The following is a 14,589-nucleotide window of genomic DNA, read 5'->3' as shown; positions in this document are numbered from 1 at the left end:
CGGGTGGATAGGCTGGTGGGGGGAAGGGAGTCAGCTGGTGAGGGTGTTGGCGGCGATGTCGGGCGGGGTTGACTCGGCCGTGGCGGCGGCGCGGGCGGTGGAGGCCGGGCACGACGTGACCGGCGTGCACCTGGCGCTGGCCCGCAATCCGCAGACCTACCGGACCGGGGCGCGCGGCTGCTGCACCCTGGAGGACTCCCGGGACGCCCGGCGGGCCGCCGACGTGATCGGCATCCCGTTCTACGTCTGGGACATGGCCGACCGGTTCCACGAGGACGTGGTGGACGACTTCGTCGCCGAGTACGCCGCCGGTCGTACACCGAATCCCTGCCTGCGCTGCAACGAGAAGATCAAGTTCGCCGCGGTGCTGGACCGGGCTGTGGCGCTTGGCTTCGACGCGGTGGTCACCGGCCACCACGCCCGCCTCGGCCCGGACGGGCTGCTGCGACGCAGCGTCGACGTGGCCAAGGACCAGTCGTACGTGCTGGCCGTACTCACCCGTGAGCAGCTGGACCGGTCGGTCTTTCCGCTCGGCGACTCGACCAAGGCGCAGGTCCGCGCCGAGGCCGCCGAGCGTGGCCTGGCGGTGGCCGACAAGCCGGACTCGCACGACATCTGCTTCATCGCCGACGGCGACACCCGCGGCTTCCTGGCCGGCCGGCTCGGCGAGGCGCCGGGCGACGTGGTGGACGCGAGCACCGGCGCCGTGGTCGGCAGCCACACCGGCGCGTACGCGTACACGGTGGGCCAGCGTCGCGGGCTGCACCTGGACCGGCCCGCCCCGGACGGACGGCCGCGCTACGTGCTCTCCATCACGCCGAAGACCAACACGGTGACGGTCGGCCCGGCCGAGGCGCTGGAGATGTCCCGGGTGCGCGCCGAGCGGCCGGTGTGGACCGGCGGCCCGCGCCCGGACGCGCCGGTCGAGTGCGAGGTGCAGCTACGCGCGCACGGCGACGTGGTGCCGGCCACCGTGTCCCTCGACGGCGACGCGCTCCACGCCGAGCTGCGCCGGCCGGTACGCGGGGTCGCCGCCGGCCAGGCCGTGGTGGCGTACCGGCCGGACCCGGCCGGTGACGTGGTCCTCGGCTCCGCCACCATCACCGGCTGACCCGGCACACCAGCGCCCCGGCCGTCGCGGCCCGGGGCGACCCGCGTACCGGATACCCTTCCGCCGTGACAGATCAGGTGTGGCCATGGCCGGCCGGCGCGGCAACCGGCATCGGTTCGCTGCCCGGCACCGACATCGCCGAGGCCCAGCGGGTGGTCCTCGGTGAGCTTCCCGCGCTGCCCCACCTTCCCGAGCTGCCGGCCCGCGGCCCCGGAGCCGACCTGATCGGTCGCACCGCGGGGCTGCTCGTCGACCTGCCCGTCGAGCTGTACACCGGGCGCTGGCGGGTCGCCCCGCGCCCGGGCCGCGACCTGCGCCGCGCCCGCGACCTGATGGAACGCGACCTGGACCAGCTCGCCGAGCAGGCCGAGGAGTACGCCGGCCCGATCAAGGTGCAGGCCGGCGGTCCGCTCACCCTGGCCGCCGCCCTGGAGCTGCCGATCGGCGGCCGGCTGCTGCGCGATCCCGGCGCGGTCCGTGACCTGACCGGGTCCCTCGCCGAGGGGCTGCGCGCGCACGTCGCGGCGGTCGCCCGGCGACTGCCCCACGCCTCGGTGCTGCTCCAACTGGACGAGCCGTCGCTGCCGACCGTGCTGGCCGGGCGGGTGCCCACCGAGAGCGGACTGGGCGCGTACCGGGCGGTGGAGTCGGCGGACGCGGCGGCCCTGCTGCGTACCGTCGTCGAGGCGGCCGCCGTGCCGACCGTGGTGCACTGCTGCGCCCCGGACGTGCCGCTGGAGTTGATCCGTTCGACGGGCGCCGCCGGGGTCGCCCTCGACCTGGACCTGGTCACGGAGCTGGACCCGCTGGGCGAGGCGATCGACGCCGGCCTCGGGTTGCTGGCCGGGGCCGTACCGACCCGGCCGCCGTCCGCCGGCCACGCGCCGACCTCCGCGCAGGTGGCCGACCGGGTGCGCCAGCTCTGGGACCGGCTCGGCTTCCCCCGCCGGCAGCTCGCCCAGCAGGTGGTCGTCACCCCGGCCTGCGGTCTGGCCGGGGCCAGCCCGGAGTACGCCCGGGTGGTGCTGGCCGCGTGCCGGGACGCCGGTCGGCGGCTCGCCGAGGCCTGAGGTTTCCTGTCGTACGCGGTGGGCAGGATGACGGTCATGATTGGACAGCTACGTACAGTGGTGATCGACTGCCCGGACCCGCAGGCCCTGGCGGCGTTCTACGCGGAGCTGCTCGGCGTGCCTCTGGCCGAGGGCGACTCCGATGACGAGTGGGTGGTGCTGGGCGGGCCGCCCGGGCACCAGCCGCGCCTGGCGTTCCAGCGGGCGCTCAACCTGCGCCCGCCCGCCTGGCCGGACCCGGAGCGTCCACAGCAGTTCCACCTCGACGTGACGGTGGACGACATCGAGGCCGCCGAGAAGGCGACCCTCGCGCTGGGCGCCCGCCGGCTTCCGGGCGAGGGCGAGGGCTGGCGGGTCTACGCCGACCCTGCCGGCCACCCGTTCTGCCTCTGCTGGGACTGAGCCTCACGTGGGTTGCGGCGGCCGCTGCACGAGGCGCCCTCGCTCATCCCGGAGACGGTTGAGCCAGTGCTGCGGCGGCGTTTCCTGGCCTGGTCGGCGCACCCGGCCTGGCGCACCCGGCTGGGTCGCATCCGGCCTGGCGTGCCTGGCCTGGCGCACCCGGCTGGGTCGCATCCGGCCTGGCGTGCCTGGCCTGGCGCACCCGGCTGGGTCGCATCCGGCCTGGCGTGCCTGGCCTGGCGTGCCCGCCGCGGTTGATCGTCTCGGGTTTCTGTAAGTCGGGGTGTTCCGAGGCCTTGGACGGCCCAGTTTCCAGGAAACCGAGTCGTTCATGCCCCGCGTCCGGCGCGCCGAACCGCCGGGGTGTCAGGGGGTGGGCAGGTGGCGCAGGCTGCGGACCGACCGCCACAGGTCGGCGTCGCAGTTGCCGGCGCGCTCGGCGAACGCGGCCGAGCTGATCCGGGTCGGCTCGGTGAGACTCAGCCAGCTGTCGTGCTCGGCGTCCGGGTCCCAGTCCCGCGTGGGGATGCGGACGTGGTCGTCCCGGTCGCTCTTGTCCTGGCTGGTGATCTTCAGTACGGCGGCGCCCCGGGAGTCGGCGCGCAGCACCAGGCAGGGCCGCACCTTTGAGCCGCTGCCGTCGGCGTACGGCACGTCGGCCCACCAGACCTCGCCCGGCGCCGGCGTGCCCGCTCCCCGGTCGGCGTCGCGCGACCGGGGTCTGGCGCTCGGCCGGTCGGCGGCGCCCGGACGGTCGGCGGCGCGGGGTCGCGGCGGCGCGGGGCGACGTCCGCCGGAGCGGGTCGTGCCCGGCCGGTTGCCCGAGCGCCGGTCCGCCACCCGGTGTCGCCAGCCGTTCCACGCCCAGCCGGCCGCCACCGCCAGCAGGATCGCCACCGCCCAGAGCAGGGCCTCGGGCATCGGTACCTCCGCCTCAGCGCGGCACGCCGGCCGCATCGTCCGGCGATCCTCGCACGCCGAACACCGCGCCGCCCGCCAACCACGCATCGCCCGCCAGCCAGGCGCCGCCCGCCAACCACGCCCCTCCGTTCTCGTGATGACGAGAACGCGCGGCGCGGGTGGGCGACCGATTGTCTCACCGGGCCGATACCGTGCCGGAGTAGCGTGATCAGGGAGGTCGCAGGCGTGTCCGAAGGTGGCGGTGTGTCCGAGGAGCAGATCGGTCAGCAGGTCAGCCCGGCGCAGGAGGCGGCGGCCGGCGGAGAGCCGACGCCGCAGGCGCGGGAGCGGCACGCCACGCTCAGCCGCGAGCTGACCGAACACCAGTACCGCTACTACGTGCTGGACGCGCCGACCATCGCCGATGCCGAGTTCGACCGGCAGCTGCGCGAGCTGGAGGCGCTGGAGGAGGAGTTCCCGGCACTGCGTACGCCGGATTCGCCGACCCAGCGGGTGGGCGGCACCTTCTCCACCGACTTCACACCGGTCACCCACGCCGAGCGGATGCTGTCGCTCGACAACGCCTTCGCCGACGAGGAGCTGGCGGCCTGGGCCGAGCGGGTCGAGCGGGATGCCGGCGGCCCGGCGCCCTACCTGTGCGAGCTCAAGGTCGACGGGCTGGCGATCAACCTGACCTACGAGGGCGGCCGGCTGGTCCGGGCGGCCACCCGCGGCGACGGCCGCACCGGCGAGGACGTCACCGCCAACGTGCGCAGCATCCGGGACGTGCCCAGCCAGCTCTCCCCGTCCGCCGAATTCCCGGACATCCCCGAGCTGCTGGAGGTCCGGGGCGAGATCTACTTCCCGGTCGCCGCGTTCGCCGACCTCAACGCGGGTCTGGTGGAGCAGGGCAAGGCGCCCTTCGCCAATCCCCGCAACGCCGCCGCCGGCAGCCTGCGCCAGAAGGATCCCCGGGTCACCGCGTCGCGGCCGCTGCGCCTGGTGGTGCACGGCATCGGCGCCCGCCGGGGGTGGCAGCCGGCGGCCCAGTCCGAGTCGTACGCGGCGCTGCAGGCGTGGGGCCTGCCGACCAGTGACCGGTGGCGGGTGGTGCCGGATCTGGCCGGCGTGGCCGAATACATCGCCTACTACGCCGAGCACCGGCACGACGTCGAGCACGAGATCGACGGAGTGGTGGTCAAGGTCGACCCGGTGTCCATCCAGGGTCGGCTCGGGTCGACCAGCCGTGCGCCGCGCTGGGCGATCGCCTTCAAGTACCCGCCGGAGGAGGTCACCACCAAGCTGCTCGACATCGACGTCAACGTCGGGCGCACCGGGCGGGTCACCCCGTTCGCCGTCCTCGAGCCGGTGCGGGTGGCCGGCTCCACCGTCGCGCTCGCCACCCTGCACAACGCCCGTGAGGTGGAGCGCAAGGGTGTGCTGATCGGCGACACGGTGGTGCTGCGCAAGGCCGGCGACGTGATTCCCGAGGTGCTCGGCCCGGTGGTCGACCTGCGCCCCGCCGACGCCCGGCCGTTCGTCATGCCGACCACCTGCCCGGCCTGCGGCACCCCGCTCGCACCGGCCAAGGAGGGCGACGTCGACATTCGTTGCCCCAACACCCGCAGCTGCCCCGCCCAGCTCCGCGAACGGGTGTTCCATCTCGCCGGCCGCGGCGCGTTCGACATCGAGGTGCTCGGCTACAAGGGCGCGGCCGCCCTGCTGGACGCGGAGATCATCGCCGACGAGGGGGACCTCTTCCAGCTCGACGCCGAGCAGCTGTCCCGGTCCCCGTTCTTCGTCAACAAGGACGGCAGCCTGGGCAGCAACGCGGTCAAGTTGCTGGACAATCTGGCGGTCGCCCGGGAGCGCGACCTGTGGCGGGTGCTGGTGGCGCTCTCCATCCGGCACGTCGGCCCGACCGCGGCCCAGGCGCTCGCCCGGCACTTCCGCTCCATGGAGGCCATCGAAGCGGCCAGCGAGGAGGAGCTCTCCTCGGTCGACGGGGTCGGTCCGACGATCGCGGTCAGCATCCGGGAGTGGTTCGCGGTGGACTGGCACCGCGACGTGGTGCGCAAGTGGGCCGAGGCGGGCGTACGGATGGCCGAGGAGGCTGTCGACGAGGGGCCGCGCCCGTTGGAGGGGCTGACCGTGGTGGTGACCGGCACCCTCGCCGGCTTCTCCCGGGACCAGGCCGCCGAGGCCGTGCAGAGCCGGGGCGGCAAGGTCAGCGGGTCGGTCTCCAAGAAGACGAGCTTCGTGGTGGTGGGAGACAACCCGGGGTCCAAGGCCGACAAGGCGGCCAGTCTCAAGGTGCCGGTGCTCGACGAGGACGGGTTCCGACTGCTGCTGGACGCGGGTCCGGACGCCGCGCGGGACGTCGCCCGGGTGGAGGGCTGACCGGCTCCGGTGGCCGCCGGCCGCGCATACCAACTTAATTACGACTACGACCGATTCGTGACTGTCATACCGGGAAACCCGGGGCTGAGGGCGTTTCATTGGGTCACGGCGTGCACACGGGCACGCCGACCGTCGGTCGGGAGGTGTGATGGAGGTAGCCGATCCGCGCAACTCCATCCCGCCCGGGCGGGTGGCGCCGTTCACCGCCTTCATCGTCAGCATCCTGGTGGTCGCCGCGCTGACCTCCGCCGGTCCACTCGCGACACTCCCGGCTGAGCTGTCCCGCCTGCCGGTGGCGTTCTGGACGATGGCCGCGCTCGCGCTGGTCTGCGACGCCCGCCCGTTCGTGCCTCCGGGGCGCCGGCAGTCCTCCGCGGTCTTCCCGTCCACCTGCTTCACCTTCGCGATCCTGCTCGGCTGGGGGCTCGGCCCGGCGGTGGCCGTGCAGGCGTTGGGGGTGGTCGTCTCGGGGTGGCGGATGCGGCACGCCGCGTGGCGTACGGCGTTCAACGTCGGTCAGTACGCGTGCGCCCTCGCCGCCGCGTACGGGATCCTCCAGCTCGGGCCGGGCATCGTCTTCTCCGGCGGCCGGTTGCACTGGACGGACGTAGTCGCCGTCGCCGGCGCCACGGTGGCCTGGTTCGTGGTCAACTACGGGCTGGTCAGCTGGGCGGTACGGCTGCGCTTCGGCGACCGGTGGTGGCCAACCGTCCGGCAGGGCCTCGGTTTCGAGCTGCTCTCCACGGGCTCGCTGCTGCTGCTCGCCCCGGTGCTGGTCGCCGCCGCACGGGTCAGCGCGGCGCTGATCCCGCTGGTGCTGGTGCCGCTCTTCGCCGTGTACCGGATGGCCCGACTGACCGTCGAGCAGCAGCACCTCGCCGCCGCGGACCCGCTCACCGGGCTGCCCAACCGCAAGGCCCTGCTGGCCGAGGTGGCGGAGCAGGTGCACCTGCACGCCGAGCGGACCGCCCGGGGCGAGCCCGATGGGCACCTGGCGCTGCTGCTGATCGACCTGGACCGCTTCAAGAACGTCAACGACGCGCTCGGGCACGCCGTGGGTGACCGGCTGCTCGTGGAGGTCAGCGCCCGACTCACCGACGTGGAGCCCCGCCCGCAGATGATCGCCCGGCTCGGCGGGGACGAGTTCGCCATCGTGATGACCGGGCTGACCGACGCGAGCCAGGCGCGTGACCTGGCCGACCGGGTGGTCGGGGCGCTGGCCGAGCCGGTGCCGCTGGACGGGCTGCCGCTGGACGTGGGCGGCTCGATCGGGATCGCTCTCTTTCCGGAGCACGGTGAGGACTTCGCCACCCTGATGCGCCACGCCGACGTGGCGATGTACGACGCCAAGCACCGCAACGACACGGTGGCCGTCTACGCCCCGGAGTCCGATCACAACTCCGCCGAGCGGCTCGGCCTCCTCGCCGACCTGCGCCGGGTGCTGGAGTGCGGCCCGTCGGTCGACGAACCGCTGGACGCCGAGGCGGCGGGACGCGGCCGGCCGGCGGGGACGGCCGACGGGGACGCGGGGCCGGTCGAGCCGGTCGGTGCCGAGCGGGCGGGCGACGTACCCCTCGGTCCGGCGGCCGAGGTGCGCGGCGGGGATGGCGCGGCGCTGCCCAGCGGTGATCTGCGTCCCGCCGAGGCCGCGCCACATGCCGGCGCGTCGCCGGTGGTCGCGGCGGCCCCGCCGTCCGGCGGCCGGTGGTGGGGTCGTCGCCGGCAGCCGGGCACCGAGCTGGTGCACGCCGACGAGCTGATCAACCGGATCGCCACCGGCGCCGACCCGATCCGGGGCCGGAACACCCGCGCCACGGTCACCGGCACCCGCCCGGGTCCGGGGCGGGACCGGCGCGCCGGGGGGAACGGGCGGCGATCGCCGAACGGCGCCCCGGTGCCCGCGCTGGCTGACGGCGGCGGTCCGCGACGCGACGTCGGGCCGGGTACGCCGGACCAGCCGCTCCGGCCGACCGGGTGGGCGCACCCCGGCGGTGAGCCCGCCGACGACGCCGGCGAGATCACCATGTACTACCAGCCGCAGATCGCCATCGCGACCGGCGAGGTGGTCGGCGTCGAGGCGCTGCTGCGCTGGCGGCACCCGCGGCGGGGGATGGTCGACCCGGAGGAGCTGATCCGGGTCGCCGAGCAGAGCGCGGTGATGCGGCTGCTCACCCGGCGGGTGGTCGACGACGTGGTGGAGCAGCTCGCCAAGTGGTCGGCGGCCGGTCTCGGGTTGCGGGCGGCGCTGAACGTGAGCGTGCGTGACCTGCACACCGGCGAGATCGCCGACCAGATCGCCGACCGGCTGGCCCGCTACGGGGTGCCGGCCGAGCGACTGCAACTGGAGATCACCGAGGGTGCCCTGATGGCCGATCCGCGCCGGGTGCTGGCCACCATCTCCCGGCTGCACCGGATCGGGGTGGCCATCGCCCTGGACGACTTCGGCACCGGATACTCCTCCCTCCAGCACCTGCGCCGGCTACCGCTGTCCGAGGTGAAGGTGGACCGCTCGTTCGTGCTGGGCATGGCCGACGACGCCGACGACGCGGCGATCGTCCGGTCGATGATCGAGCTGGCCGGGGCGCTGGGGCTGCGGGTGGTCGCCGAGGGCGTGGAGGACGAGCGGACCTGGCGGATGCTGCACGCCGCCGGCTGCGACGCCGCGCAGGGCTGGTTCTACGCCCGGCCGATGCCCGCCGAGGAGCTGGTCACTTGGCTGGCCCGGTACCGACCGGTCCGGCCGAGCGGCGGCCCGGAGCCCGACGCCGGCCGTCGTTCCACCCGCTGACCGCCCACCGACCCGGCGCGACCGGCTGGCGGAGGGGGAGTCGTGGACGCGGCACCGGAGCGGAACAATAGACTCGCTCCGGTCACCGCGCGTCACGCTCCACCTGTCGCGCGATCGGCACACCGCCCGACCAGCAGGACATCAGAAGGGGGCACGGATGGCCGCCATCTCCCGCGAGGAGGTCGCGCACCTGGCGCGCCTGTCGCGGCTCGCCGTCACCGAGGAGGAGCTGGACACCTTCGCCGGCCAGCTCGACGTGATCCTCCAGGCGGTCGCCCAGGTCGGCGAGGTCGCCGCGGCGGACATCCCGCCGACCTCGCACTCGGTGCCGCTGACCAACATCTTCCGCGAGGACGTGGTCACGCCGTGCCTGACCCCGCAGGAGGCGCTGTCGGGCGCACCCGACGCCGAGGACCAGCGGTTCCGCGTACCGCGGATCCTGAGTGAGGATGTGGCCTCGTGAGTGACCTGACCAGAATGACCGCCGCGGAGATCGCCGCCCTGGTCGCCGGCGGCGAGACCTCCGCCGTCGAGGTGACCCGGGCCCACCTGGACCGGATCGCCGCGGTCGACGACCGGGTGCACGCCTTCCTGCACGTCGACACCGACGGCGCGCTGGACGCTGCCCGCGCGGTGGACGAGCGCCGGGCCGCCGGCGAGGAGCTGGGCCCGCTGGCCGGCGTGCCGGTCGCCGTGAAGGACGTGCTGGCCACCCGGGGCGTGCCGACCACGGTGGGTTCGAAGATCCTGGAGGGCTGGCGCCCGCCGTACGACGCGACGATCGTGCAGCGGCTGCGCGAGGCCGGCACGGTCATGCTCGGCAAGACGAACATGGACGAGTTCGCGATGGGCTCCTCCACCGAATACTCGGCGTACGGCCCGACGCACAACCCGTGGGACCTCAGCCGGATCCCGGGCGGCTCGGGTGGTGGCAGCGCCGCCGCGCTGGCCGCGTACGAGGCGCCGCTGGCGATCGGCTCGGACACCGGCGGCTCGATCCGCCAGCCCGGCGCGGTCACCGGCACCGTCGGCGTGAAGCCCACCTACGGCGGCACCTCCCGCTACGGCCTGGTCGCCTTCTCCTCGTCGCTGGACACGCCCGGCCCGTGCGCCCGTACGGTGCTCGACGCGGCCCTTCTGCACCAGGTGATCGCCGGGCACGACCCGCGCGACTCCACCTCGATCCCGCAGCCCGTGCCGGACGTGGTGGCCGCGGCGAAGCTCGGCGCGACCGGTGACCTGACCGGCGTACGGCTCGGCATCGTCAGCGAGTTCGTCGGCGAGGGCGCCGAGCCGGGTGTGATGGCCGCGTTCCGCGAGGCGGTCGACGCCCTCGCGAAGCTGGGCGCGGAGATCGTCGACGTGTCCTGCCCGACGTTCGTCCACGCGCTGCCCGCGTACTACCTGATCGCGCCGAGCGAGTGCTCCTCCAACCTGGCCCGGTTCGACGGCGTCCGCTTCGGCCTGCGGGTCGGCGACGACGGCAACCGGTCGCTGGAGGAGGTCATGTCGCTGACCCGGGAGGCCGGCTTCGGCCCGGAGGTCAAGCGCCGCATCATGATCGGCACGTACGCCCTGTCGTCGGGTTACTACGACGCCTACTACGGGCAGGCGCAGAAGGTGCGGACGCTGATCACGCGGGACTTCACCGCCGCGTTCGAGCGGGTCGACGCGCTGATCTCGCCGACCACCCCGTCGGTGGCGTTCCCGATCGGCGCGCGCACCGCCGACCCGTACCAGATGTACCTGGCCGACCTGTTCACCATCCCGACCAACCTGTACGGCGGGCCGGGCATCTCGGTGCCCTGCGGCCTGTCCGAGGGGCTGCCCGTCGGCCTCCAGGTGATGGCCCCGACGATGGCCGACGACCGGATGTACCGGGTCGCCGCCGCGCTGGAGTCCGCGGTCGGCACGTTCACCCCACCGGCACTGTGAGGCAGGAGCCCGAATGACGACGACGCTGCCCGCGTACGACGAGGTCGTCGCGCGCTACGAACCGGTGATCGGCCTGGAGACCCACGTCGAGCTGGGCACGAACACCAAGATGTTCTGTGGCTGCCCGACCGACTTCGGTGGCGAGCCGAACACCCGGGTCTGCCCGGTCTGCCTGGGCCTGCCCGGGGCGCTGCCGGTGGCCAACAAGGCGGCCATCGAGGCGATCATCCGGATCGGTCTGGCGCTGAACTGCTCCATCGCCGAGTGGTGCCGGTTCGCCCGGAAGAACTACTTCTACCCGGACATGCCGAAGAACTTCCAGATCAGCCAGTACGACGAGCCGATCTGCGTCGACGGCTACCTGGACGTCGAGGTCGGCGGCGAGACGGTGCGGATCGAGATCGAGCGGGTGCACCTCGAGGAGGACACCGGCAAGACGCTGCACGTCGGCGGCGCCACCGGCCGCATCCACGGCGCGACCGAGTCGCTGGTCGACTACAACCGGGCCGGCATTCCGCTGGTCGAGATCGTCACCAAGCCCATTCCGGGCACCGGCGCGCTCGCCCCCGACGTGGCCCGGGCGTACGTCACCGAGCTGCGGGACGTGATCCGCACCCTCGGCGTCTCGGACGTGCGGATGGAGGAGGGTTCGCTGCGCTGTGACGTGAACACCTCCCTCAACCTGCCGGGTCAGGAGTGGGGCACCCGCACCGAGACCAAGAACGTCAACTCGCTGCGTTCGGTGGAGCGGGCGGTCCGCTCGGAGATGCTGCGGCAGGCCTCGGTGCTGGACGCCGGCGGCCGGATCACGCAGGAGACCCGGCACTTCCACGAGGAGACCGGCGACACCACCCCGGGGCGCTCCAAGGAGACCGCGACCGACTACCGGTACTTCCCGGAGCCGGACCTGGTGCCGATCGCACCGGACCCGGCCTGGGTCGCCGAGCTGAAGGCCGCCCTGCCGGAGCTGCCCCGGGTGCACCGGCGCCGGCTCCAGCAGCAGTGGGGGCTGTCCGACCTGGACATGCAGTCGGTGCTGAACGCCGGCGCGGTCGAGCTGATCGAGGCGACCGTCGCCGCCGGCACCACGCCGGCCGCCGCCCGCAAGTGGTGGCTCGGCGAGTTGTCCCGCCGGGCCAACGAGAGCGGCGTGGAGCTGGCCGACATCGGTGCCACCCCGGCCCAGGTCGCCGAGTTGCAGGGCCTGGTCGACGCCGGGAAGCTCAACGACAAGATGGCCCGCGCGGTGCTGGAGGGCGTGGTCGACGGCGAGGGCTCGCCCACCGAGATCATGACCAATCGGGGCCTGGAGGTCGTGTCGGACACCGGCGCCCTCACCGCCGCGGTGGACGAGGCGATCGCCGCCAACCCCGACATCGCCGACAAGATCCGTAGCGGCAAGGTCGCCGCGGCCGGCGCGCTGGTCGGCGCGGTCATGAAGACCACCCGTGGTCAGGCCGACGCGAAGACCGTCCGCGAACTCGTCCTGGAGCGCCTCGGCGTCCAGGGCTGATCCGTAGGGACGAACGGGCTGGCGCAGCATGCGTCAGCCCGTTCGCCGTGCAAACCGCATCCCCTCGCGAGGGCGTCAACGGCGACGCCCGGATGGAGTCACCGTGAACCAGCACGACCTCGATGTCCTCGACGAGATCCAGCGGCGGGTGCTCTGGCTCGCCACCCGGATCGTGGACGCCGCCAACCACGACCGGGTCACCGGCGACGGCGTGAAGGTCGGCGGGCACCAGGCGTCCAGCGCCTCACTGGTCACCGCGATGACCGCGCTCTGGTTCGCGCACCTGGACGCGGAGGACCGGGTGGCGGTCAAGCCGCACGCCTCCCCGGTGTTCCACGCCATCCAGTACCTGCTGGGCAACCTGGACCGCTCGTACCTGCCGCGGCTTCGAGCCCGTGGCGGCCTCCAGTCGTACCCGTCGCGCACCAAGGATCCCGACGAGGTGGACTTCTCCACCGGCTCGGTCGGTCTCGGCGCGGCGGCGCCGCTCTTCGCCGCCGCCACCCGCCGGTACGTGGACGCGCACTTCGGCGCGCGCCCGCACTCCCGGTTCGTCGCGCTGATCGGCGACGCCGAGCTGGACGAGGGCAACATCTGGGAGGCGGTCGCCGACCCGGCCACCACCGGCCTGGGCAACGTCATGTGGCTGGTCGACTTCAACCGCCAGTCGCTGGACCGGGTGGTGCCCGGCATCCGGATCAACCAGTGGCGCGGCCAGTTCGAGGCCGCCGGCTGGCACGTCGTGGAGGTCAAGTACGGCCGGCGGCTCGCCGAGGCGTACGCCCGGCCGGGCGGCGAGGTGCTGCGCGACTGGATCGACGCGATGCCCAACGAGCAGTACCAGTCGCTGTTCGGGCTGGCCGGCCCGGCGCTGCGCAAGCAGTTCCTGGACGGCGCCCCCGCTGCGGTGGGCGCCTTCGTCGAGGGCATCGCCGACGAGGAGCTGGGCCCGCTCGTCACCGACCTCGGCGGGCACGACCTGCAGGCGATGCTCGACGCGTACGCCCAGTGCGACGCGGTCACCGACCGGCCGAGCGTCGTCTTCGCGTACACCGTGAAGGGTTGGGGTCTGCCCATCGCCGGCAACCCGCGCAACCACTCGGCGCTGCTCAGCAGCGAGCAGGTCGACACGCTGCGGGCCGCGCAGGGGTTGACCGCGGAGACCGAGTGGGACCGCCTCGACCCGGCGTCACCGGCCGGCATCCGGGCCGGCGCCCGCCGGGAGGCGCTGTCCCGCGCGCCCCGCGAGCGCGCGCTGGGGGTCACCGTTCCGGAAAGCACCGGAGTACGCGCAGCCAAGCCGATCTCCACACAGGAGGTCTTCGGTCGGGTGCTGGTGGACCTGGCTCGCGACCGGGAGGTCGGGCGCTACCTGGTGACGACCGCGCCGGACGTGGCCACCTCCACCAACCTCGCCGGTTTCATCAACAAGACCGGGGTGTTCGCCCCCACCGAGCAGCGTTCCTGGACCGAGGACCGGATGCTGCGCTGGACGGAGAGCCCCGCCGGGCAGCACATCGAGCTGGGCATCTCGGAGATGAACCTGTTCCTGCTGCTCGGCCAGCTCGGCCTGTCCTGGGACCTGTCCGGGCAGCCGCTGCTGCCGGTGGGCACGGTCTACGACCCGTTCGTGCTGCGCGGCCTGGACGCGTTCCTCTACGGCACCTACTCCGGCTCCCGGTTCGTGGTCGCCGGCACCCCGTCGGGCATCACGCTGGCCCCGGAGGGCGGCGCCCACCAGTCCACCATCACCGCTTCCGTCGGGCTGGAGCTGCCCGGGGTGACCTTCGTCGAGCCGGCGTTCGCGACGAGCCTGGACTGGCTCCTCTGCGACGCGCTCGGGCAGATCGCCGGCGGGTCGGCCCCGGCGGCGACCGCCGCCCCGGCCGAGGACGGCGCGTACTACTTCCGGCTGAGCACCCGGCCGCTGGACCAGGCCCCGTTCGAGGCGGCCCGCGCCCGGCTCGGTGACGCGGTGCTGCGCCGGCAGGTGGTCGCCGGGGCGTACCGGCTGGTGGACGCGCACCAGGCGTACCCGCACCTGGCCGACGCCCCGGTGGTGCAGCTGGCGGCCTCCGGCGCGGTGCTGCCCGAGGTGCTGGCCGCCGCCGCGGAGTTGGCCGAGGAGGGCGTCGCCGCGCACGTGGTGGACGTGACCTCGCTGGATCGGCTCTACCGGGCCTGGCAGCGCACGCTGCGCCAGGGTGTGCGGACGGCGACGGTGCCGAGCGTGCCGGGCGCGCTGCGGTCCGCGTTCGCCGACCGGGTGCCGGTGGTGACCGTGCACGACGCCGCGTCGCACGCGATGGCCTGGCTCGGGTCGGCGCTCGGCGCGCCGGCGGTGCCGCTGGGGGTGGACGAGTTCGGCCAGTCCGGCAGCGTCTCCGAGCTGTACGAGATGCACGACCTGCTGCCCGGCAGCATCGTCAACGCCGCCCTGGCCGCCCTCGCCCTGCGCTGACCCGCATCC

At 73.9% G+C, this 14,589-nt stretch carries 10 protein-coding genes; 9 read left to right on the top strand and 1 reads right to left on the bottom strand.

The features are described 5' to 3' along the window. Positions 1 to 37: 37 nt before the first annotated feature. The 3 genes from mnmA to EAD89_RS26985 all read left to right on the top strand — a co-directional run bounded on the left by mnmA (position 38) and on the right by EAD89_RS26985 (position 2,583). Positions 38 to 1,111, top strand: a complete 1,074-nt coding sequence (mnmA, locus tag EAD89_RS26995) for a tRNA 2-thiouridine(34) synthase MnmA (RefSeq protein WP_121677682.1) — start codon at positions 38 to 40, stop codon at positions 1,109 to 1,111. Between the two features lie 65 nt (positions 1,112 to 1,176). Further along, a complete protein-coding gene (locus EAD89_RS26990) occupies positions 1,177 to 2,181 on the top strand; it encodes a methionine synthase (protein ID WP_121656841.1) in 1,005 nt (334 codons plus the stop codon). Positions 2,182 to 2,217: 36 nt separating this feature from the next. Continuing rightward, on the top strand, positions 2,218 to 2,583 hold the full coding sequence (locus tag EAD89_RS26985; protein ID WP_199733643.1) for a VOC family protein: 366 nt from the start codon (positions 2,218 to 2,220) through the stop codon (positions 2,581 to 2,583). A gap of 366 nt (positions 2,584 to 2,949) precedes the next feature. Here EAD89_RS26985 and EAD89_RS26975 read toward each other — a convergent pair whose 3' ends face one another. Further along, positions 2,950 to 3,504 carry a type II toxin-antitoxin system PemK/MazF family toxin gene (locus EAD89_RS26975; protein WP_121677683.1) on the bottom strand — a complete coding sequence of 185 codons (555 nt, stop codon included), beginning with the start codon at positions 3,502 to 3,504 and terminating at the stop codon, positions 2,950 to 2,952. A 243-nt stretch (positions 3,505 to 3,747) separates the two neighbouring features. Between EAD89_RS26975 and ligA the strand changes: the two genes are divergently transcribed. From ligA to EAD89_RS26945, 6 genes are all read left to right on the top strand, one after another. Beyond that, complete coding sequence (ligA, locus tag EAD89_RS26970) at positions 3,748 to 5,883, top strand: NAD-dependent DNA ligase LigA (RefSeq protein ID WP_121677679.1); 2,136 nt, start codon at positions 3,748 to 3,750, stop codon at positions 5,881 to 5,883. 148 nt (positions 5,884 to 6,031) lie between these two features. Next, positions 6,032 to 8,671, top strand: coding sequence for a bifunctional diguanylate cyclase/phosphodiesterase (locus EAD89_RS26965; protein ID WP_121677678.1), 2,640 nt, complete (start codon positions 6,032 to 6,034; stop codon positions 8,669 to 8,671). A 157-nt stretch (positions 8,672 to 8,828) separates the two neighbouring features. Further along, positions 8,829 to 9,134, top strand: coding sequence for an Asp-tRNA(Asn)/Glu-tRNA(Gln) amidotransferase subunit GatC (gatC, locus tag EAD89_RS26960; protein ID WP_053659512.1), 306 nt, complete (start codon positions 8,829 to 8,831; stop codon positions 9,132 to 9,134). Further along, positions 9,131 to 10,606 (top strand): Asp-tRNA(Asn)/Glu-tRNA(Gln) amidotransferase subunit GatA, encoded by a 1,476-nt coding sequence (gene gatA / locus EAD89_RS26955; protein ID WP_121657374.1) that lies wholly within the window; start codon positions 9,131 to 9,133, stop codon positions 10,604 to 10,606. The genes gatC and gatA overlap by 4 nt, the downstream gene beginning before the upstream one ends. Before the next feature lie 13 nt (positions 10,607 to 10,619). After that, positions 10,620 to 12,119, top strand: coding sequence for an Asp-tRNA(Asn)/Glu-tRNA(Gln) amidotransferase subunit GatB (gatB, locus tag EAD89_RS26950; protein WP_121657373.1), 1,500 nt, complete (start codon positions 10,620 to 10,622; stop codon positions 12,117 to 12,119). A gap of 103 nt (positions 12,120 to 12,222) precedes the next feature. After that, positions 12,223 to 14,580, top strand: a complete 2,358-nt coding sequence (locus EAD89_RS26945) for a pyruvate dehydrogenase (RefSeq protein ID WP_121677677.1) — start codon at positions 12,223 to 12,225, stop codon at positions 14,578 to 14,580. Positions 14,581 to 14,589 lie beyond the last annotated feature (9 nt).

Origin of the sequence: Micromonospora sp. BL4, from assembly GCF_003667505.1 — a bacterium.
Taxonomy (GTDB): domain Bacteria; phylum Actinomycetota; class Actinomycetes; order Mycobacteriales; family Micromonosporaceae; genus Micromonospora.
This window is presented reverse-complemented; position numbering and strand designations above follow the sequence as displayed.

Coding starts and splice junctions, on each gene's coding strand:
- EAD89_RS26985 (WP_199733643.1), top strand. CDS start 2,218: ATGATTGGACAGCTACGTACAGTGGTGATCGACTGCCCGGACCCGCAG.
- EAD89_RS26975 (WP_121677683.1), bottom strand. CDS start 3,504: ATGCCCGAGGCCCTGCTCTGGGCGGTGGCGATCCTGCTGGCGGTGGCG.
- EAD89_RS26965 (WP_121677678.1), top strand. CDS start 6,032: ATGGAGGTAGCCGATCCGCGCAACTCCATCCCGCCCGGGCGGGTGGCG.
- gatC (WP_053659512.1), top strand. CDS start 8,829: ATGGCCGCCATCTCCCGCGAGGAGGTCGCGCACCTGGCGCGCCTGTCG.
- gatB (WP_121657373.1), top strand. CDS start 10,620: ATGACGACGACGCTGCCCGCGTACGACGAGGTCGTCGCGCGCTACGAA.